Source organism: Neosynechococcus sphagnicola sy1 (assembly GCF_000775285.1).
Lineage (GTDB): Bacteria > Cyanobacteriota > Cyanobacteriia > Neosynechococcales > Neosynechococcaceae > Neosynechococcus > Neosynechococcus sphagnicola.
Map to the genome: position 1 here is coordinate 13,569 of NZ_JJML01000029.1, position 19,118 is coordinate 32,686.

The 19,118-nt window shown below is 52.8% G+C and carries 21 protein-coding genes and 1 pseudogene; 9 read left to right on the top strand and 13 right to left on the bottom strand.

Annotation, left to right across the window (positions count from 1 at the left end):
- Positions 1 to 646 precede the first annotated feature (646 nt).
- Entirely contained in the window at positions 647 to 949 is a 303-nt protein-coding gene (locus DO97_RS12900) for a hypothetical protein (RefSeq protein ID WP_036534089.1), read from the top strand.
- A gap of 594 nt (positions 950 to 1,543) precedes the next feature.
- Complete coding sequence (ychF, locus tag DO97_RS12905) at positions 1,544 to 2,632, top strand: redox-regulated ATPase YchF (RefSeq protein ID WP_036534092.1); 1,089 nt, start codon at positions 1,544 to 1,546, stop codon at positions 2,630 to 2,632.
- A 43-nt stretch (positions 2,633 to 2,675) separates the two neighbouring features.
- Here the strand turns inward: ychF and DO97_RS12910 are convergent, their stop codons facing one another.
- The 6 genes from DO97_RS12910 to DO97_RS12930 form a co-directional block, all read right to left on the bottom strand.
- Positions 2,676 to 4,217: a hypothetical protein gene (locus DO97_RS12910; protein ID WP_156120561.1), complete on the bottom strand. Its 1,542-nt coding sequence runs from the start codon at positions 4,215 to 4,217 to the stop codon at positions 2,676 to 2,678.
- A 95-nt stretch (positions 4,218 to 4,312) separates the two neighbouring features.
- The gene (locus tag DO97_RS25180; protein ID WP_052128709.1) at positions 4,313 to 4,522 is read right to left on the bottom strand and encodes a hypothetical protein; all 210 of its coding nucleotides are present in this window, start codon (positions 4,520 to 4,522) and stop codon (positions 4,313 to 4,315) included.
- 1 nt (position 4,523) lies between these two features.
- Complete coding sequence (locus DO97_RS12915) at positions 4,524 to 5,165, bottom strand: amino acid ABC transporter permease (protein ID WP_052128710.1); 642 nt, start codon at positions 5,163 to 5,165, stop codon at positions 4,524 to 4,526.
- Between the two features lie 23 nt (positions 5,166 to 5,188).
- Positions 5,189 to 5,821 carry an amino acid ABC transporter permease gene (locus DO97_RS12920; RefSeq protein ID WP_204368619.1) on the bottom strand — a complete coding sequence of 211 codons (633 nt, stop codon included), beginning with the start codon at positions 5,819 to 5,821 and terminating at the stop codon, positions 5,189 to 5,191.
- Positions 5,822 to 5,892: 71 nt separating this feature from the next.
- Positions 5,893 to 6,801 carry an ABC transporter substrate-binding protein gene (locus tag DO97_RS12925; protein WP_239651711.1) on the bottom strand — a complete coding sequence of 303 codons (909 nt, stop codon included), beginning with the start codon at positions 6,799 to 6,801 and terminating at the stop codon, positions 5,893 to 5,895.
- Positions 6,802 to 6,832: 31 nt separating this feature from the next.
- Entirely contained in the window at positions 6,833 to 7,573 is a 741-nt protein-coding gene (locus DO97_RS12930) for an amino acid ABC transporter ATP-binding protein (protein WP_036534212.1), read from the bottom strand.
- Between the two features lie 344 nt (positions 7,574 to 7,917).
- On the opposite strand from DO97_RS12930, the gene DO97_RS12935 reads away from it, so the two are divergent.
- Positions 7,918 to 9,399 (top strand): aminobutyraldehyde dehydrogenase, encoded by a 1,482-nt coding sequence (locus DO97_RS12935; protein ID WP_036534214.1) that lies wholly within the window; start codon positions 7,918 to 7,920, stop codon positions 9,397 to 9,399.
- Between the two features lie 41 nt (positions 9,400 to 9,440).
- Here the strand turns inward: DO97_RS12935 and aptA are convergent, their stop codons facing one another.
- From aptA to DO97_RS12950, 3 genes are all read right to left on the bottom strand, one after another.
- Positions 9,441 to 10,772, bottom strand: a complete 1,332-nt coding sequence (gene aptA, locus DO97_RS12940) for an omega-aminotransferase AptA (RefSeq protein ID WP_036534095.1) — start codon at positions 10,770 to 10,772, stop codon at positions 9,441 to 9,443.
- A 68-nt stretch (positions 10,773 to 10,840) separates the two neighbouring features.
- On the bottom strand, positions 10,841 to 11,212 hold the full coding sequence (locus DO97_RS12945) for a hypothetical protein (protein WP_036534097.1): 372 nt from the start codon (positions 11,210 to 11,212) through the stop codon (positions 10,841 to 10,843).
- A gap of 298 nt (positions 11,213 to 11,510) precedes the next feature.
- Positions 11,511 to 12,653, bottom strand: coding sequence for an EAL domain-containing protein (locus DO97_RS12950; RefSeq protein ID WP_239651712.1), 1,143 nt, complete (start codon positions 12,651 to 12,653; stop codon positions 11,511 to 11,513).
- Between the two features lie 229 nt (positions 12,654 to 12,882).
- Here DO97_RS12950 and tsaE point away from each other — a divergent pair, with 229 nt between their 5' ends.
- The 6 genes from tsaE to DO97_RS23205 all read left to right on the top strand — a co-directional run bounded on the left by tsaE (position 12,883) and on the right by DO97_RS23205 (position 15,109).
- Entirely contained in the window at positions 12,883 to 13,461 is a 579-nt protein-coding gene (gene tsaE / locus DO97_RS12955) for a tRNA (adenosine(37)-N6)-threonylcarbamoyltransferase complex ATPase subunit type 1 TsaE (protein ID WP_081980745.1), read from the top strand.
- Positions 13,462 to 13,499: 38 nt separating this feature from the next.
- Complete coding sequence (locus DO97_RS12960; protein ID WP_036534103.1) at positions 13,500 to 14,024, top strand: FKBP-type peptidyl-prolyl cis-trans isomerase; 525 nt, start codon at positions 13,500 to 13,502, stop codon at positions 14,022 to 14,024.
- 31 nt (positions 14,025 to 14,055) lie between these two features.
- Positions 14,056 to 14,388, top strand: a complete 333-nt coding sequence (locus DO97_RS12965; RefSeq protein ID WP_036534108.1) for a DMT family transporter — start codon at positions 14,056 to 14,058, stop codon at positions 14,386 to 14,388.
- Positions 14,389 to 14,468: 80 nt separating this feature from the next.
- On the top strand, positions 14,469 to 14,651 hold the full coding sequence (locus tag DO97_RS23195; RefSeq protein WP_156120562.1) for an SGNH/GDSL hydrolase family protein: 183 nt from the start codon (positions 14,469 to 14,471) through the stop codon (positions 14,649 to 14,651).
- Positions 14,614 to 14,910 carry an SGNH/GDSL hydrolase family protein gene (locus DO97_RS23200; protein WP_052128713.1) on the top strand — a complete coding sequence of 99 codons (297 nt, stop codon included), beginning with the start codon at positions 14,614 to 14,616 and terminating at the stop codon, positions 14,908 to 14,910. The genes DO97_RS23195 and DO97_RS23200 overlap by 38 nt, the downstream gene beginning before the upstream one ends.
- Positions 14,894 to 15,109, top strand: coding sequence for an SGNH/GDSL hydrolase family protein (locus DO97_RS23205; protein WP_052128714.1), 216 nt, complete (start codon positions 14,894 to 14,896; stop codon positions 15,107 to 15,109). Before DO97_RS23200 ends, DO97_RS23205 begins: the two co-directional genes overlap by 17 nt.
- 111 nt (positions 15,110 to 15,220) lie before the next feature.
- Here the strand turns inward: DO97_RS23205 and DO97_RS12975 are convergent, their stop codons facing one another.
- The 4 genes and pseudogenes from DO97_RS12975 to hemF form a co-directional block, all read right to left on the bottom strand.
- Positions 15,221 to 15,400 (bottom strand): hypothetical protein, encoded by a 180-nt coding sequence (locus DO97_RS12975; protein ID WP_036534109.1) that lies wholly within the window; start codon positions 15,398 to 15,400, stop codon positions 15,221 to 15,223.
- Positions 15,401 to 16,273: 873 nt separating this feature from the next.
- Positions 16,274 to 16,942, bottom strand: a complete 669-nt coding sequence (locus DO97_RS12980; protein WP_156120563.1) for a hypothetical protein — start codon at positions 16,940 to 16,942, stop codon at positions 16,274 to 16,276.
- Between the two features lie 166 nt (positions 16,943 to 17,108).
- Entirely contained in the window at positions 17,109 to 17,819 is a 711-nt protein-coding gene (psb29, locus tag DO97_RS12985; protein WP_036534113.1) for a photosystem II biogenesis protein Psp29, read from the bottom strand.
- A 104-nt stretch (positions 17,820 to 17,923) separates the two neighbouring features.
- Positions 17,924 to 18,968 (bottom strand): annotated as a pseudogene (gene hemF, locus DO97_RS12990) (oxygen-dependent coproporphyrinogen oxidase).
- Positions 18,969 to 19,118: the final 150 nt, after the last annotated feature.

Genomic DNA, 19,118 nt, shown 5'->3' on the forward strand with positions numbered 1-19,118 from the left:
GGGGGTATCCCCTCACTGTGGCGATCGCAGCACCCGAAGTGGGTCAGGATACCCTAGGCTGGACAGTAGCAATTTGGTCATCAACGACAGTCTGGAGTTATGGAAGCACCATTTCGCTTGATTAGCGTTCGGAATCGGGTGATTTTCACCGACCCTCCGCCGGAACTACCACCACCCGTCAACCCCACTGGTCGCAAGATTGGCTGGGGAATCCTGGGTTTGGGATGCCTCGGCACTCTGATCGGAGGGATTGCTTTGGTTCTCCAACTCCCACCCTCTATCGAGGAGATACCTGTCCCCAGCCTCTCTCCCACTCCCCTGCCATCCACCTTAGAAACCAGGCCAATTGATAGGAGAGAAGATCCGGTGAGGGTGAAAGCCCCTTCTCCCCGCCTCTCAGCGGCCGAGTCCCTGTTGCCCACCACTAACCCAAATCGACGATTGGCTCAAATTACCCATGGCAGTCGACGCAGCGATCCCTTTGCAGAATTTGCCCTACTCCCCGTCGTCGTGACAGCGGATACACCCCCCATCATCCCCATTGCCAGTGTTGCTCCCCCTGTCAACGCAGCCCCGCAACTCCGTCGGTTGACACCGATCAAGGTTCCTTCTCTGCCACCCCTCTCCCGTCGGTTTCCTAAAAACCTTGCCCCCCCGTCCCCTGGGGCAGGGATCACTGCCGCTCCTCTCCCCTGGGATCGCTGCGACGATCCCAGCCCCGGAAAAGTTGGCCTGTCAGTTAGCGGTGAATGGGATTATGCAGTCCCAAGGCAAACCTCTGGCGATCGTTCAAGTGGCCGATCAGCCGCTCAACCAAACCGTACAGGTGGGCGATCACCTATGTGGCGGTCTGGTTGTGGTGAAGCAAATTTCCAGTCCTGGGAGTCGTCAACCTAACGTCATCCTCGAACAAAATGGCAAGGAATTTATTCAATTTGCAGATGGCTAAGGGGGCTATAGCAATCCGCTCTCAGTTCTAAATCACAAGATACTGGAATGACTGGAATAGGGCATCCTTTGCACATGCTGTTACTGCTGTTTTAGGATTACTATATTTGTCTTCCTAGAAGCAGGTAGAAAAGTCAGGATGAGGGTAGAAAATGAGTTTTTTCGTTGGATGAATTGAACTTGACAGCGTATTCCAATTTTCATCAGCTCGATGAAACTAGCTTGATGGAGAAGCAAAGTGAATCTGCAGAGACGTTGCTATGGAGCTGCAAAATACCCAGGAAGATCCTAAGTAAACCATGAGTTATAGAAGCATCAGGAGCATAGGGTTTCCCAGTAGATCAATGGGCTGATTGAGCTACTGTCTGGATCTTTAATCAACAGAGAATGATGATCTGACAAAAGCATCATGATCAAGAACTAAGTTGTTGCACATCCAAAACGCATATGACTAGGGGTAAAACCCTTTCAGAATTGATTGCGTCTCGATCTAGATTGCGATGGGTCTCATTCCTCGAAGCTTACTGCGTCCACTGGAAATAGCCTCTAAGATAGAAAGGTGATGCTGTCATTAAAATTGTAAAAATAGTTTTCCATGCTAAGAGCCGGAATTGTTGGACTTCCCAACGTTGGCAAGTCTACACTGTTTAACGCCCTCGTCGCCAACGCCAAAGCCCAGGCAGCGAATTTCCCATTTTGTACCATTGAACCCAATATCGGGGTTGTAGCAGTGCCAGATCCACGCCTGCAAGTGCTGGCTGGGATCTCAGGTTCGGCAGAAATTTTGCCGACGCGGGTGGAATTTGTCGATATTGCCGGACTGGTGAAAGGAGCCAGTCAAGGAGAGGGCTTGGGCAATCAATTCCTGTCTCATATCCGAGAAGTGGACGCAATTGTGCAGGTGGTGCGCTGCTTTGAGAATGATGACATCATTCATGTCGCTGGGTCGGTTGATCCAATCCGAGACATTGAGGTGATTAATTTAGAATTGGCCTTGGCCGATCTAGGGCAAATTGAGCGGCGCATCGATCGCACCCGCAAACAGGCGCGTACGAGTAAAGAGGCCCAGCTAGAACTCACAATTCTAGAGAAGCTAAGTGCCACACTCGATCAGGGGCAACCCGCTCGCCACGTCATTTTAGACGACGAAGCCGCCGCCATCATCAAGCCTCTGGGATTATTGACCCGCAAACCCTTGATCTATGCAGCCAATGTTTCGGAAGACGATCTGGCAACGGGCAACCAATGGGTCGAGCAGGTAAGAGCCTTTGCCAGTGACGAGGCGCAGGTTGTGATTGTCTCTGCCCAGGTGGAGTCTGAGTTGGTAGAGTTGCCGATCGATGAACAGGCAGATTTTCTGGCGTCCTTAGGGGTCGCAGAAGGAGGGTTGCGATCGCTGATTCAGGCAACCTATGAACTCCTGGGACTGCGAACCTATTTCACCACTGGCCCCAAGGAAACCCGTGCCTGGACGATTCAAGCTGGAATGCTAGCTCCCGAGGCGGCGGGCGTGATTCACTCCGACTTTGAACGGGGATTTATTCGGGCTGAAACTGTGGCCTACCAGGATCTGGTGACCGCGGGTTCCATGGGCGTTGCCAAAGGCAAAGGGTTAGTCCGGAGTGAAGGCAAGGACTACACCGTTCAAGAAGGGGATGTGCTGCACTTCTTGTTTAACGTCTGAAGGTCGTTGGAGGGGAAACATTCCCCTCAGTCATCCATCTTCCCTAAGATCCGGGCGGTATCTCACTGGGCGGTGTTAGGGGACGCACGGGCTGATACAGCGGTGTTAGGGGTTGATAGTGATAGGGTGGCGGAGATTGCATGGGTGGGGTTGAGGGCAGGGGTTGGGCAACTGGGATGGGTTGATGTCTTCCCAGTGCGGATTCCACGGTGGCCAGGGACAGGGATGTTCCCGGTGTCCCTGGAACTTCAACCACAATTAAGTAGCCAGAGAAATTTTGTCCCCCAATCTGGGTGAGGGCACCCAGCAAACGGGGCATATCGGACTGGAGTAACCGACCAGACTCATCATAAAGTTCCAGAGCCGACAGACAGCCAATGGTGGGATTCCAGTTAAAGCTGTCAATCGTCCCTTGCTTGCCATTGAAAAAGTCGGGTGCTTCGCCACTGCCATGAATCCGAAACAATCCCCGACCAATTTTGCCCGCCCAATAACTCTGCTGAACTGGGAAGTAATTGCGCCAAGAAGGGGGCAGGAGGGCTTGATAGGTTTGCAAATTGCCACTGAAGCTGCCGGAACGTCCCGGTAGAAACTGCTTTACACCAGGTTCAAAGGGGACAAACAACTGCACCAAGGAAAACTGCCCATAGGCGCGGAAAAACTGTTGATCCGGTTGGGGAACCACACCTTGAATCCGATAGATACCCTGGGGGGTTTGTCCACGGGTGAAGTTCCAACTCAGGCCGTGGATGGACTCCAAAAGCAGGGGCATAGACCAAAGTTGCCCCCCCAAGTTGCCGGAGGTGGTTGCAAGCGATTCCCGGACAAATTGGCCATTGCCATCTTTCAGCACCGTGAGGCACAAAACCCGGCGATCGGGTTGACAAACCACATAGAGTTGCAATGCTCCAGGGGCGATCGCCCAATTCAGTAGATCTGCCAGGGGCGGCATCGGGGCAGGATGGATGCTCTGGCTGACATCCCGCAGCGTGGTGTAGAGGTAGACATCCGCCGACCAACGGGGAAAGCGTTGACGCACCTGATCACTCAGTTGTTGCAGTTGTTCCAGGGAGACTCCCCCTTTGTGCAAACTTGACAAGGCCATCGCTACCCACTGAGAATCCCCACTGCGTTGGAGAATCTCCAGAAAACGCTGCTGGAGGCGGCTATAGACAGGGGAACGGCTCAAGTACAGTTGGGTTCCGACCTGCATCGCCATGTCAAGGGTGCGCTGTTGCGATCGCGACCATCCAGATCGGACCGTCAGGTGCAACAGGTTATCCACCGCGTCGGCGACAAACTCATCCTGGGGAGCCACCACCGCAGTTGTCCAGAGGATATTGCGCCAATGACGCTCTTGAGCATCGGTGACCGGATGGCGGTTGAGATCGTAATTTTCAGGCCGAACTTGGCGGAGTTGTTGCTGTCGCTGTTCAGCCCGGGCAGCAGCCGTCGCTGGGGCACCCCTAGCTGGGGCTACCGGAAGCAACGAGAGTCCACCCAGCATCAGACAGCCAGAGAGGGCAACTCCTCTGAAACACTGAGCGAGGCTACGGGGAAATGGTGCAGGCTGAGTTACAGACATGGCACTGAAAAAAGGAACTAACTTACCCGTTACTTTACCCTACGCTGACTCAGATACCCTTGCAGAAGGACGGTCAATTTTTCCGATCACCCTCCTCAAAAACCCTGGCCTAAGCGCCGTTCCAGGTAGCGAGACAACAGTGTTAATGGATAACAGAGGGCAAAGTAGAACAGGGCTGCTAGGACAAAAATGAACAACTTAACATTGGCATCCAATTGGGGGTAGGCAAAGGATGCTGCTACCTGTTGTAACTCCATCACCCCAATGGTAGAGAGCAAGGCACTGTCCTGAATCGCACAAATCAAATTATTGGTATAGGGGGGGAATCACCAGCCGAATCGCTTGAGGTAAAACAACCCGCCTCAGAATCCAAATAGGCTCCATTCCCAAGCTCAGGGCAGCTTCCCGCTGCCCTTTATCCACTGATGCAATCCCAGCCCGAAACACTTCTGTGAGGTAGGCTCCATAATTAAAGCCCAAGCCCAACACTCCATAAAAAATGAAATTAAAGTTCGCTGGCACCAGGCTGTTGCTTTGCAAGGGGGTCATCAGTTGGAAGGCAAGGCCATGGGGGTCAAACCCCAACCGTGACAGCAGGGTGCCAATGCCAAATCCCCAGAGCAGGAGTTGCACCAGGGTAGGGGTGCCGCGAATGCCCTCAACGTAGGCGATCGCAAGCCAGCGCCAGACCCGTCTCCTGGATAAGCGCCCCCAGACGGCCAAGCCCCCCAGGAAGGTAGCCAGGATCATGCTGACCAGAGAAATCAGCAGCGTGACTCCCGTGGCTTGCAACAACAAGGGGAAATAAAGCCCAATGGTTTGCCGGAAGTGCAGCAGGTAGAGGACAAAAACAGCTCCAATAACCGCCATCACCCCATAGAACAGGGACTCACTGGAAGGTCGCCACAGCTGTTGAGGGGGCGAGAGTCTAAAAGGAGGGGTGATCACGGATTTTATCCTCTAGAAAAGAACTACATCGCTGCCCGCAGCTTCTGTTCAAACGTCCGACCGATATAGGCAATGGGCAGACTCATCAGTAAATAAAGAACTAAGGCCAGAACGTAGAGGGGCAGCGGATCACTACTATTACGAATCGACCAGGACTGCAACACCGATGTCAGCTCACTGCCGGAGATCACACTGACAATGGCGGAGTCTTTGAGCATATAGATAAAGTCATTCACCAAGGGAGGAATCACTAAGGGGACGGCTTGAGGGAGTTTAACCTTCAGGAAACTCTGCTCCGGAGTCATGCCCAGAGAGAGAGCGGCCTCCGTCTGACCGGGGTCAACCCCCAGAAAGCCCGCCCGAAATACCTCTGCTTCATAGGCGGCATAATTCAAGGCCAGGGAAATCACCCCCGCGACCCAGGCATTGGCGAAGGTGGAAAGGTTAAAGCTGAGTAACACTGCCCCCACCCCGTAGTAGAGCAGCAGCACCTGGGTAATGATGGGGGTACAACGGGCTGCCTCAATAAACATCCGGGAAGGCACCCGTAGCCAGATGGAATTGGAACTGGACATTGCTGCTAGCACCAGTCCCAGGAAGACCGCGATCGGGAAGGAGAGACCGCAGTAGATCAGGGTATTCAGTGCCCCCCGCAAAAAACTCTGGTAGTGCCGACAGAATCAATTGCATTGCCAGTCTCTAGACAATTCCGATCTCAGCTTGCTGGTCATTCCACATCTGCCATCGCTGATAGATGGTCTTGAGGGTGCCGTCGTTTTTTCAGGATCTCTAGAGCCTGATTGATCTGGGATTGTAGGGCCATCCCTTGGGGACTGTTCTTGTTAAACGCAATCACATAGTTATTGGGGTAGATGGGTTGCCCGACTAGCTTTAAAGCCGGGTCTGGGACACCACTAGGGCCACTGCCGAGGACGTAGTAGGCAGCAATGGGCAGATCAATGAGAATCGCATCCAACTTTTTCTGCTTCAGATCATCAAAGGGCAGGTTGCCTTCGTAGACCTTGGTGGTTATCTGCGGGGATGAGCGCAGGATTTCCTCCGCCTTAAAGCCAAGACCGGTACCAACGGTGAAGCCATCCAAGTTTTTTAAGGAGAGATTGCTACTCGGGGTTTGACTCTGAAAGCGTGGATCTTCACTGCGCACCACAATTTGCTGACCGTAGCGGTAGTAGGGCATTGAGAAGATCTGGGTTTTCTCCCGGTCGGCATTCATTTCCCACCCATTCATGATCAGGTCAAATTGGTTGGCTCTCAGGGAGGCAGATAGCTGGGCATAGGCCGTCTGGACATGGGCGGGCTTGACACCCATGAGGTTGGCGATCGCCGCCGCAATTTCGACCTCAAACCCAATCAACTGACTGGGGTTTTGGGGATCTTTGAACACATAGGGCGCCCCACCCACGTACTCTGCACCCCATTGCAGGAGTCCAGGGGTTTTCAGCCCCTGACTGGGAACGATGGCGGGAGAGGCAGTGTTGGAACTCCCCCCGGAGGAAGTCGAGACATTCCCTGCGCAAGCCGACACCACAAAGGGTAAGGCTCCCCCCAAGGTCAACAACCCTCCCGTTTGACCCATCCGTTGGATAAATTTTCGTCGCTGCATGCGGTCATTCATGGGGAACACGGCTCCAATCTGGTGGCTCGTATCAGGGTAAGGTGGAAAGCACCCGCTCTAGAAACAGCTGGGTACGCTCTTGTTGGGGCTGTCGGAAGAATTCATGGGGTTCTCCCTGCTCGATAATCGCCCCGTCGGCAATAAATACTACCCGACTGGAAACATCTCGAGCAAATTGCATTTCATGGGTGACCACGACCATGGTCATGCCCTCTGCCGCTAAATCTCGCATCACCTTCAGAACTTCCCCAACTAATTCCGGGTCAAGGGCGGAGGTGGGTTCATCAAATAACAACGCTCGGGGTTGCATTGCCAGGGCTCGAGCGATCGCCACCCGTTGTTTCTGCCCACCTGACAGACGATTGGGATAGACATCCCGTTTCTCTAAGAGTCCGACCTTGGCCAGCAATTGCTCTGCCAGGTCTACGGCTTGGGCTTTGGGGATACGACGCACCAGCATTGGCGCCTCAATGATGTTTTGCAACACCGTCATGTGGGGAAAGAGATTAAAGTTCTGAAACACCATCCCCAGTTCTCGACGAATTTGGCTTAGTTGTTTGATCGGCAGATCGGGGTACAAGCGGTTGCCGTCAATGACAATTTCCCCCTGGGAATATCTCTCTAGCCCATTCAGACAGCGAATCAGGGTGCTTTTGCCAGAACCACTGGGGCCAATCAGGGCCACGACTTCTTGCTTGCGAACCGCAAAATTCACGTCCTTGAGCACGTGGCGATCGCCGAAAAATTTATGCAGCCCAGTCGCTTGGATAATCACATCGGCATCGATCCCACTCGATGTCGATCTCAGGGAGTGCGCCGCAGCTATACCTTTATAGATCGGTTCAGAATCCACATCCATGCAACAGTCCTAGGCAAAGGTTGATAGACAATTGAGAAAACGATGTGAAGTTGCGGGGGCAGTGAACTGGGCTGTATCTTATTAACCCCTATTGCCCACTGTCAAGCCTGTCTGTGGGCATTTGTCGATAAACCTGGAAAAATGTTTCACCCCCCCTCCAGTTTCAGTGCCGATGATAGAGTGTCAATGTTTGAGATCCAGGTCAACCTGGTGATCCTGGGGGTAGTAGGTTCAGGCGTTTCATGGAGGCAATGGGGATGGATCGGTACAATATGATCATCAATGGGGAAGCAGTGGGAGCTGTAGGTCATCAGTGGGCAGCGGTGATCAACCCCGCTACCGAGAGTGCGATCTCCGAAGTTCCCCAAGCGGATGCCGCCGATGTCAATCGAGCCGTTGCTGCCGCTGCCACCGCCTTTCTCAGTTGGGCAAAAACAGCTCCGGTGGAACGGAGTCTGCTGCTGCTGAAGTTGGCCGATGCCCTGGAAGCCAAGGCCGTAGACCTCACCAGGATGGAAAGCCTCAATGTCGGCAAACCGATGAAGCTGGCGGCCAACGGGGATATCCCCTTTGCCATTGACAACCTCCGGTATTTTGCCGGACAGGCTCGCCTAGTAGATGGGACAGCTTCCCAAGAATTCGTTGGGGGCTACACCTCAGTGCTGCGTCGGGAACCCATTGGGGTTGTGGCCTCCATTGCCCCTTGGAATTACCCCCTGATGATGGCGGCTTGGAAAATTGCCCCTGCGGTGGCGGCGGGGAATACAGTGGTGATCAAACCAGCCCCCCAAACCCCCTTAACCACGTTAATGTTGGCTGAAACAGCCCTGGAGGTTGGCTTTCCCCCAGGGGTGATTAATGTAATTACCGGGGAAGGCACCAGCGTAGGGGAACCCCTAGTCACCCATCCCCAAGTGCGCATGGTCTCCTTTACGGGTTCGACCCGGACGGGGCAGCGAATTATGGCACTGGCGGCTCAGAAAGTCACCCGTGTACATCTGGAACTAGGAGGCAAAGCCCCCTTGATTGTGTTTGCAGATGCGGATCTGGAGGCCGCAGCCCGAGGAGCCATCGTCGGAGCCTATGTCAATACGGGGCAAGATTGCACCGCTGCCACCCGGATTCTGGTGGAGCGTTCCTGCTATGCCGAATTTCTGGCGCGGTTTACGGAACTCTCCCAGCAGGTGCGGATGGGCTCCCCTGAATCTGAAACAACGGACATGGGGCCTTTAATCTCGGCTCTGCAACGACAACGGGTGCATGGGTTTGTGGAACGGGCGGTAGCACTAGGGATTCCGCTGCATTTGGGAGGTGGGTTGCCGGAGGGGGCTGGCTTCTTCTACCCGCCGACCATTTTTACAGGAGCCGCTGCTGACAGTGAGATCATGCAGGAAGAAGTCTTTGGCCCCGTTGTGGTTGTCAATGCCTTTGATTCGGAAGTCGAGGCGATCGCCGTTGCCAATGGGGTACAGTATGGACTGGCGGCTTCGGTGTGGACCCAAGAGATTACCCGTGCTTGGCGGGTCTCCCAAGCCTTAGAGTTTGGCACTGTTTGGGTGAATGATCATCTCCCTTTGGCCTCTGAGATGCCCCACGGTGGGTTTAAAGCATCGGGGTTTGGCAAGGATCTCTCCCGCTATGCGTTTGAAGAGTACTCCATTGCCAAACATGTGATGTTTGATCTCACGGGTGTGGCGAAAAAGCCCTGGCACTTTACCGCCTTTGGGGATGCAGACTAGGTGGTACGCCTTCAACGTTGAGTGGATGGCGTCCTAGCTCCCTAGGCGAGTTGGGGCAAAACCGCTGCCACCGTCGCAAAGATCTGGTCAATCTGGGAGGGTTCAATGATCAGAGGTGGGGAGAAGGCAATGCTATCCCCGGCGGCTCGCACTAACACCCCCTGCTCAAAACAACGGCGAAAGAGTTCAAACCCCCGTGCCCCTGGTTGACCGGGAATGGGTTGCAATTCAATGGCCGCCAGCAACCCGAGATTGCGAATATCGATCAGGTGAGGAGCGCCTTTGAGGCTGTGAACCGCCTGCTCCCAATGGGCCGCGAGCTGTTGGGCACGGGTCAGTAGCCCTTCTCGCTCATAGATATCAAGGGTTGCTAAACTGGCAGCACAGGCCACGGGATGCCCGGAGTAGGTGTAGCCGTGGAAGAATTCAATGCCATTCTGGGTGGCCTGGGTAATGGTGTCGTAGATCCCTTGGCGGACAAAAACAGCTCCCATGGGAACATTGCCGTTGGTGATCCCCTTAGCAACGGTCACTAGGTCGGGGATAACGCCAAAGTACTGGGTGGCAAAGGGGGTGCCTAAGCGACCGAATCCACTGATCACCTCATCAAAAATCAGCAAAATGTCGTGGCGATCGCAGATATCCCGCAGGCGTTGCAGATAGTGAAGCGGTGGCAACAACACCCCCGTAGCTCCGGCAATCGGTTCCACAATCACGGCGGCAATGGTCTCGGCTCCCCGATTGGTAATGATTTGCTCTAGGGCATCTGCTAGTTCCCCACCCCACTGGGGCTGACCCCGAGTAAAGGCATTTTTCTCCAGATCATGGGTATGGGGCAGATGATCAACACCTGGTGTCAGATCGGCAAAGAATTGACGATTACTGCCAATGCCCCCCACGGCCACGCCCCCAAAGTTCACCCCGTGATAGGCACGCTGTCGCCCCACCAGTCGTCGGCGCTTGCTCTGTCCCCGAATCCCTTGGTAGGCGATCGCAATCTTCAGCGCCGTATCCACCGACTCCGATCCAGAGTTAGTGAAGAAGACATGATTCAGATCCGCTGGGAGCAGCTTCACCAATCGCTCTGCCAGTTCAAAGGGGCCAGGATGCCCCATCTGGAAAGTGGGGGCAAAGTCGAGTTGCAGCAACTGGCGATGCACAGCTTCGGCAATCTCTCGCCGACCATGGCCAGCATTGACACACCACAGCCCCGCCGTCCCATCCAAAATCGAGCGGCCATCACTGGCAGTGTAGTACATTCCCTCTGCTGCCACCAACAATCGGGGGTGAGCCTTAAACTGCCGATTGGCAGTGAAGGGCATCCAGAAGGCTTCAAGATCTAGTGAAGTCTGCTCGACGGTGAAGCTAGTCATAGGTTACCCAGTACCAGGATGATGATTCAGTCTTCCTGTTCCAGTTTAACCTTGCCCAAGACCGAGACCTAATGAACCATGCGATGCGCTAAAAGTTGCTCTTCCAACGCGGCAATGCGGTTGTAGGCAGCCGTCAATTGAGCCGTTAGACGCTGAATTTGAATTTCTGGGGACAGGGATCGTTCACCTCCCTGGGTTTCCATCCCCGTGCTATCTACCAAAACATCTTTGTGGGTCATCCCCGTGTCTTGATTTTTGGCAGGGGAATAGGCATAGGAACTACGCCTGAAATTCAGGTGCGTATCATGAGCCTCGGCCTCTGAACCCTGCTTAACCCGCAATAAGATTTCAGAGTTTTGACTGCTGACTTGCTCTAGCATTTTGTTAAGAGCATCGATTTTGGCACTCAAGACCAAGATCTGTTTCTGCGGTGATTCCATCTGATGCCCCAAGTGACGTTAAACAGCCATCTTCATCCTAAAAGCAGAAACTCAGTTGCGCTCGGATAGTGCTGAATCATTTAACGTTTGCAACTGAAAGACACTCCCTGTAAAAGAAAGACCCTCCGTGGTCGAAGCTTCAAGGTGAGGACTCTCAAGCAGATCAGATTCTAATAGGGAAATTGTGATTGAGTAGACTCAGTGGGCAATTGCTGCCTGGACATTTCGTGATTATTCATCGTGGAGTTCCAGCCCAGTCTTCAGGGATGGAGAATCTGAGGTGAAGTCCAGGCCCGTGCTAATTCCAAGCCGATCCACTGCCAACCAAAGCAGGAGCGGGTGAGGGGATTACTTGCGGTGTTAGCTGCGGAACCGCCAAGCCAAATCCCTGGCCGTAGTCCACCCCTAGATCTTGACAGAACTGGATATCTTCAACCATTTCTAGACCTTCGGCAACCACTCGTACACTCAATTCATGGGCAGAATTTAACAGACTTTTAATCAATACTTGTTTGACGGGATGGTGATAACATCCCTGAACCAATCGCCGATCCAATTTGATGATATTGGGGAGAAAATCCATGAAGTAGTGATCAACGGTGACGGAGGCACAGAGGTCATCAACGGCAATTTGAAACCCCCTTTCCTGGATTTGATGAATCAGGCACAAAAGTTCGGGACTGCGGGTCAAAATTTCAACTTCAGTAAGCTCAAACACTATTTGAGAGGGTTGGAGACCGAGATCTAAAACTTGCTGATAATTGTTCGCTAGAGACTGGGGATGGCACAGGATGGCATTGGGTAAAATATTGATAAAAAACACCTGGGATGTCTGAAGATGGGCGATGGATTCCAGACATGTTGTGCGGGCTAAACTATCAAACTCATAGGCCAGATTAGTGGAGAGGGCAGCGTTAATTAGTTGCTGACCATTGCAATGATGCCCCTGATCGTCAAAGGCACGAGCCAGACACTCATGACCGAAAATCTCTCCCGTAGCGAGGTGGAAAATGGGTTGATAAACAAAGAAAAGTTGCTGCTGGGTTAACAGTTGGACAAACCAGGAAAACTTTGCGGGTTGAGTCACTTGGCTCAAAGGCTGAGCTTTCAGAAACTCCAGCAGCAGCGTTTGCGGCGTTAAGGGCGATCTCGTCAGGGAGAACCGAGAGGATAGGAGGCTAATTTCTGGAATCACCTGACTGATTTGCAGGAACACGGGGGTCACCAGACCGTCTGTCACTTCTAAGTAGAGAAGTTGTTCAGCCTCAGGAATCGCTTGAAACCCAAGCTGGAGAAAGGCGTGGTTGGTTGTAGGGGTATCGGGGTAAATTACCAGCTTCAGGGCTTCCTGCTGACTGGCAAACGGCTCAGTCAGAATCCTGGGCAAGTCTGGGAGTAACATCTTGGCCCCGTCTCGATTGAGTTTCCAAGGGAATGTCATTGTTTTCAAACCTTTTGAAACCTGATGTAGCCGCTGCATGGATCACGGGATGGAGCCGTGAAAGCCAAAAACTTGAAAAGATGGGGGCTGACGATGAAAAAGGTTCGTTAAAAGTTGTTTGTCTATAGGCTCTATTGAACGCTATAACCACGATCGAATGGAGTCTCCCATAATACATATTGAAATCCGCTCTCGTATATAATTCCTAGGGTTTTTCTTCCCTTGGTTGATGTCTCTCTCCCCTCTGAACTATCGGATTCCAGATGCCGCCGCCATGAGATCGCTGGGCAATCAGTTAGGCCAAACCTACCCCCCTGGGATTGTCCTGCTCTTGGAGGGCACCTTGGGCAGTGGGAAGACAACCCTCGTCCAGGGTATTGGGGCAGGCTTGGGCATTATCGATGCGATCACCAGCCCGACCTTTACCCTGATTTGTGAGTATCTGGAAGGTCGTCTCCCCCTGTACCACTTCGATCTCTATCGCCTTGATCCCCAGGAGGTGGGGTCACTGCAACCCGAGATTTACTGGGAAGGTGGGGAGGTTTTACCGGGAGTGGTTGCCATTGAGTGGGCTGAGCGCCTGCCCTATCGCCCCACAGATTACCTCAGGCTATGCCTCCGAGATGATCCAACAGCGGATCGCTCCCTACTCAATGCCCTAGAACCGAGTGGGCTGTCCGGCGGGAGTCGCCAGGTTGTGATGGCAGCCGTCGGGGCAATTTCTCTGGCATGGCTGGAGCAGTTTCGTCGCTCTGGGATGGGATCAGCTTGGTTGATTCAGGAGACGGACACTCCTCCGATACACTGAGAGAGGCATCCCTCTCAACCGATTATGGAGGACTTATCTTGAAAGAAATTTTAATCAGTGCCGGGGTGGTGCTGGCCTGCTGCTTGGTATTGCTCGTTGCTCAGTTGCTCCCTGGTCAACCTACGGCCACTGCGGATCAACTACCAACTCTACCAGTGGTGACACAGACTGCTGATGCGCCCTTAATTGCTCAAACCCCTGTGGAGACTCTTTCAGCTATGACAACGATTACGACCCCCTCTGGATTGAAATATGTGGATATCAAAGAGGGCACAGGTGCAACCCCCAGTAACGGCCAAATGGTTACCGTGCACTATACAGGTACCCTTGAGGATGGCACGAAGTTCGACAGTTCCCGCGATCGCGGCCAACCCTTCCAGTTCCGCATTGGCGTCGGTCAGGTAATCAAAGGCTGGGATGAAGGGGTAGGAACGATGAAAGTGGGCGGGCGGCGGCAGCTAATCATTCCCCCAGAACTAGGCTATGGTAAGCAGGGAGCGGGTGGGGTGATTCCCCCTAATGCCACCCTGATCTTTGATGTGGAATTACTCAAAGTCAATTAATGCGGCAACTCTCACCGCCGAGTCATTGCCGATGAATGCCTACGGTTATCTAGTGATCGCCATCCTGGCCGAAGTCATTGCCACTACGGCGTTAAAAGCAGCTCAGTCCTTCACCCAACCGCTGCCGAGTTTCGTAGTGGTCGCTGGGTATGCGGTGGCATTCTATTGCTTGTCCATGTGTCTGCAAAGCATTCCTGTCGGAGTGGTCTATGCCATCTGGAGTGGATTAGGCATTGTCCTGGTGACCCTGCTGGGCTGGTGGGTGTACGGTCAGTCCCTTGATGCTCAAGGCTTCCTGGGCATGGGGCTGATTCTCGCTGGAGTCATTGTCTTAAATCTGTTTTCCCAGACTGCTCCCCCTTGACGTTGTGGTCCAGGCAGCACATGTTATCCCTGATGCAGTCATAGCTCGGGTGCAGGGCCAATAGTATGGAGCGTGATGCCATGAAAACCATCCTTTGTTATGGAGATTCTCTGACCTGGGGCTTTGAGCCTGGCACAGGTAACCGGATGCCATTTCCCCAACGCTGGCCTGGCATCCTACAGCAACTCCTCGGAGCCAAAGGTCGGATCATCGAAGAAGCCCTGAATGGTCGAACCACCAATTGGGAAAATCCGGTTTTTTAACGGTCGGAATGGCAGGGCTTTTCTGCCAACGATTTTAGAGTCCCACGCCCCTATCGATCTGGTGATTCTGATGCTGGGCACCAATGATGTGCAGCCTGTCTTCAAAGCGACGGCATCTGACATTGCTCGGGGCTGCGGTTCCCTGGTGGAAATTGTGCAGAGGAGCGCGTCTGGGCCTCTGGATCAAGTCCCCGAGGTGTTAGTGATTGCCCCAACCCCCCCTCGGGGCACTGTCTGGGATCATGCACTTGGTCTTTAGTGGCGGTGAGTCTACCTCCCAACAACTGCCAGAACTCTATGCGTTGGTAGCGAAGACCTTGGGCTGTCACTATTTCAATAGCGCCCAGGTGGTGCAAAGTAGCCCCATAGATGGGGTGCATCTGGGGGTTGAGGCACACGATCAATTAGGGAGGGCGATCGCCCCGCTGGTCGAGACTATTCTGTCTGCCCCAGCTTGAATAGATCTGCGTTGTATTTGAGACTAAAGCCTACCCTTTTAAAACGTCCTCTAAATTCAATCCCCTGATATTTTCCAGTACCAGGGGACTTTGAGCATTAATTCAGGAGTTTTAAGAATGGGCTGTGTAATGAACCGCCCCTGACACGAGACCCGCTAACAGATGCTCCAGAGCACTCAGATCAGCTTCATTTGCTGTCCTTGACCAGATCAAATCATGAATCTGACCCTCAATATCTGGGGTTAAACGATGCGTTTCCAAGACCGATTGAATCACAGATGCTAAGTTCATAATTTCCTGTCAAATTTGCTCGGGGGGTTAGAATCTTGCGCTTGAATAGAGTTTCTACTGTAGAAGAAATTTTGAGGGATGGGATTGTTCCTAAAAATCCCGTTTAGTCTTCGAACCATTGGCAGAAGAATTTGCCATTCTCATCTACGAACCAATGGGCAGATAGTTTTGGCTTTTGCTCTCTCAATGGTGCAGAGGTTGAAGTAATAACCGAAGGAAGGGGTAAGATTTCACGAGTGATAGTTAACATGGGTGAAGCTCTCTGACTAGGTCTCTACTTCCCTTACTATCGCTGGTGGGCAAAGTGTAGTCGGTGATACAAGAATCGGTGATCGGTGATGTTCGTCACCTGCTGAGATAGGATTCCTCGGGAAAAGCTATGTCCACCAAGCCTTTGAACCCAACGTGCTCATCAGCACCTAGGCAATAGGGTTGGAGCCAATCCAGATCATTTGCAGCGATCGCACCCTTCCAAAATGCGATCGCAAATAGCTAGCAATAAGTAATATTGCTCATGGCAATAACTTGTACCCAACTCGGTGCTTGCAGGGATCAGGATTGAAATTGGGATTGCGATCACCAAGATAACCGCTGTCGGAGACTCGGAGCGGCTGATAGGTGAGGGATGATGTCTCACCAGTAAGGATCGAACGGTCTAACAACCCAACTCAGCGCCACAGTAGTTACCGATCTGGCGTGGCACAAGTAACAAGCTGAAACCCTTTCCCTGCTTCACTCAGGTACACTTGATGCTACGAGGAACCGCTATAGTAGATCAGCTAAAATCTACTTGGACTGTCCTAAGCAGCTATGTAGTATTAGGCTGTGATGAGTTTGGTTGTCAATATGGTTCAGCTAAATTCTTCAGATCTATCAACCGTCGCAAATGGCTGTGACAGCCTCAGGATGACAATGGCGATCGCATGCCAGAAGATAAACAATATTACCGAGAAACAGATCGTAGTGATTGTTGGAAATTGAATTTTTCTGAGGAGAGGCTTCCGGTTTTTTGGGAAATTCCAGAAATTCGGGCAGTTGGCAGAGGTAGGTCATGTTGGCACCACACCCACAAGTTGCTTCAGCGTGACACTCCAGTCGCATCGGTACGCCGCCGACTTTGAATACCTCCTCCCCAGATTGCACGCCATGCAGCACCCGAATCTCTTCCTCAGATTCCTCTAGGCGCAGTTTAACAGGCAGGAGTGCCGGATCTTCATTGCCAATCACTTCGTCCGAACGGCGATCGTGGAGCATCAAGCAGAACGTCCCAAGATCCTTTTCCCAGAAGTTCGGCTCCCGCGATCCATCCTGGCATTGCAACGGCACATCGTTGTGGTTCGGACACATGAATACCAACAGGTGAGACCCTGTATGGGCAGGAAAACCGTATTCTTCGAGAATATCGAGCTGCAAGAAGAGCGTCATCTTCTCCCCGCATTCTCGGCAAGTGGGATGGGGGCAATCGTGCGGTAGGATAGGCGCGCCTCCGAGGGTGTTGCGATCTCCAGGTATTGCCGAACCGTCTAGCAAGATTTTATACATCTTTACCCTTTTGCTCAAACTTAAACTGGATGAAGGTTGGTTGAATTGAGAGGATGTTTGGAAGTACGGAGAGAAGTATCGCAATTCTATGGGAGTCTGGTCTTACATCTCCTCCAAGGGCAGGAGTCCTACCAAGACCGATATTTTTGCTGATCATAGAAACCAACTAAGGTAAAGCGGCATCTGGTGGTGTAGCAACGGCCTCTTTGGCCTGTTCTCGTTGTTCCCGCTTTTTACGCTCTGCTTGCAGCACATCTTCCAAAACGATTCTCGCCTGGGAGATCTTCTCAAGATTGCTGCGATACAACTCCAAGTCTTTTTGCAGCTTATCCCCAGGCAGGTGCAGGGCTTCACTCAGCTGATTCAGAATCAGCGTTGCCTGCAACTCTTCTTTGGCTGTGTCGGGACTAACCAGCTCTAGGATACTAAACAGGCCAATGCCAAACAGTCGACTGTACTTAAAGCGAGAATTCTCCGCGATCGCCTGTAACTGTCCCTGCACATCCTCAACCCCAGGGGGAATCTGGGTTTGCTGGAACCAAGCCGTGAGATCTTCGAGGGACAAACCCGTCATCACCTGCCGGAGTCGATTCGCATCCTGCTGATATTGTTGGGGATTGGCTCCCAGAGAACCACAGAGGGCATTGAAAATCGAAGGCTGATCCGGTGCTGGCAAATAGCCCTGCGTAAACCGTTCAAAAGCGGTCACTACCCCCAGGGCATAGATGGGATCGTAGCGAAAGTCCACATTGACGGACAGTAGGTGCATTTCTACCATCAATTCTTCCACCACCCGGCGGTAGATCGCATTAATGGGGCGAGTGTGAATGTTGTAGAATGCTCGCTTCGTATCTGAGACAGTGCGGACAGTATTCACAGACAAAACTTAAGTAAGATTTAATCCCATTCTGGCATTCTCACCGGATCTGCGCCAGTCGTTGCTTGATCCCAGAATGATTTTGATCACAGAATCCAAGATGGCTACGACGCAGACCAGTTAACCCAATCTTGAGGCTTCAGAAACCGCTCGTACAACTCAGCTTCAGGGGTGTTGGGTTCTGGTTTGTAGCCATATTCCCAGCGCACCAAGGGCGGTAAAGACATGAGAATTGACTCAGTTCGGCCATTGGTTTGCAAGCCGAAAATAGTGCCCCGGTCATAGACTAAGTTAAATTCGACGTAGCGGCCTCGGCGGTATAGCTGGAAGTTGCGCTGGCGATCGCCATATTCGATGTTTCGGCGACGCTCAGCAATGGGCACATAACTGGGTAAAAACGCCCGTCCACAACCCTGAATCAGGGCAAATAAATCTTCCCAGGTTCGTTCTGCCAGGGCACCCAATTGGTTGCTGTAGGCTGCGGCGGGGCCATTGGTATCAGGCCCCCGGTAAAGCTGACCCCGACCATCTTGATAGTCAAAGAAAATGCCCCCGATCCCCCGTGTTTCTTGGCGATGTTTCAAATAAAAGTATTCGTCACACCACTGCTTAAAGGTGGGGTAATACTCAGGATGATGGAGATCGCAGGCTTGCTTCAGGGTTTGGTGGAAATGGGCTGCATCCTCAGCAAAGGGATAGTAGGGTGTCAAATCCGCCCCGCCCCCAAACCACCACACCGGACCAGCTTCAAAATAGCGATAGTTGAGGTGGACTGTAGGAATGTAGGGGTTGCGGGGATGGAGCACCATTGAGGTGCCCGTGGCATAAAACCGATGCCCAGAGGCTTCGGGGCGTTGGAGCAAAATTGAGGGTGGCAGATGATCCCCCCAGACCTCGGAAAAATTCACCCCACCCTGTTCAAAGAGATTGCCGTTACACATCACCCGCGATCGCCCCCCGACCCCCCTCTGGCCGATCCCAGGAATCTTCCTGGAAAGTGCCGCCCCCGTCTAGGACTTCCAATCCCTGGCAAATTTCATCCTGGAGCGATCGCAAGAACTCACTCACCCGTTGACGCGAATCTGTAGGAGGCAGCAGCAGCCCTGGGGCTGAGGTTGAAACGTCTGAGGTGGAAGCAGGGGCAGTCATAGGGAGAAGCCTATCCAAACACAACTTTGGGGGGAAGAGCAGGTGAGTGCTACGATGCTGATCTAGCCTACCTCGAATTGTGCCTTCAGGAATCATCCAGTGGAGTCAACCTCCTACCGACGTCTGCCATTGCCAACCTCTGTACCTGAG

Bases quoted from the DNA above. Each gene is read 5' to 3' on its own strand.
- DO97_RS12965 (WP_036534108.1), top strand. From the start codon at position 14,056: ATGAATGCCTACGGTTATCTAGTGATCGCCATCCTGGCCGAAGTCATT.
- DO97_RS12975 (WP_036534109.1), bottom strand. From the start codon at position 15,400: ATGAACTTAGCATCTGTGATTCAATCGGTCTTGGAAACGCATCGTTTA.
- tsaE (WP_081980745.1), top strand. From the start codon at position 12,883: ATGTCTCTCTCCCCTCTGAACTATCGGATTCCAGATGCCGCCGCCATG.
- DO97_RS12950 (WP_239651712.1), bottom strand. From the start codon at position 12,653: ATGACATTCCCTTGGAAACTCAATCGAGACGGGGCCAAGATGTTACTC.
- DO97_RS23205 (WP_052128714.1), top strand. From the start codon at position 14,894: ATGCACTTGGTCTTTAGTGGCGGTGAGTCTACCTCCCAACAACTGCCA.
- DO97_RS12935 (WP_036534214.1), top strand. From the start codon at position 7,918: ATGGATCGGTACAATATGATCATCAATGGGGAAGCAGTGGGAGCTGTA.
- ychF (WP_036534092.1), top strand. From the start codon at position 1,544: ATGCTAAGAGCCGGAATTGTTGGACTTCCCAACGTTGGCAAGTCTACA.
- DO97_RS23200 (WP_052128713.1), top strand. From the start codon at position 14,614: ATGGTCGAACCACCAATTGGGAAAATCCGGTTTTTTAACGGTCGGAAT.
- DO97_RS23195 (WP_156120562.1), top strand. From the start codon at position 14,469: ATGAAAACCATCCTTTGTTATGGAGATTCTCTGACCTGGGGCTTTGAG.
- DO97_RS12910 (WP_156120561.1), bottom strand. From the start codon at position 4,217: ATGTCTGTAACTCAGCCTGCACCATTTCCCCGTAGCCTCGCTCAGTGT.
- DO97_RS12925 (WP_239651711.1), bottom strand. From the start codon at position 6,801: ATGAATGACCGCATGCAGCGACGAAAATTTATCCAACGGATGGGTCAA.
- aptA (WP_036534095.1), bottom strand. From the start codon at position 10,772: ATGACTAGCTTCACCGTCGAGCAGACTTCACTAGATCTTGAAGCCTTC.
- DO97_RS12980 (WP_156120563.1), bottom strand. From the start codon at position 16,942: ATGTATAAAATCTTGCTAGACGGTTCGGCAATACCTGGAGATCGCAAC.
- DO97_RS12945 (WP_036534097.1), bottom strand. From the start codon at position 11,212: ATGGAATCACCGCAGAAACAGATCTTGGTCTTGAGTGCCAAAATCGAT.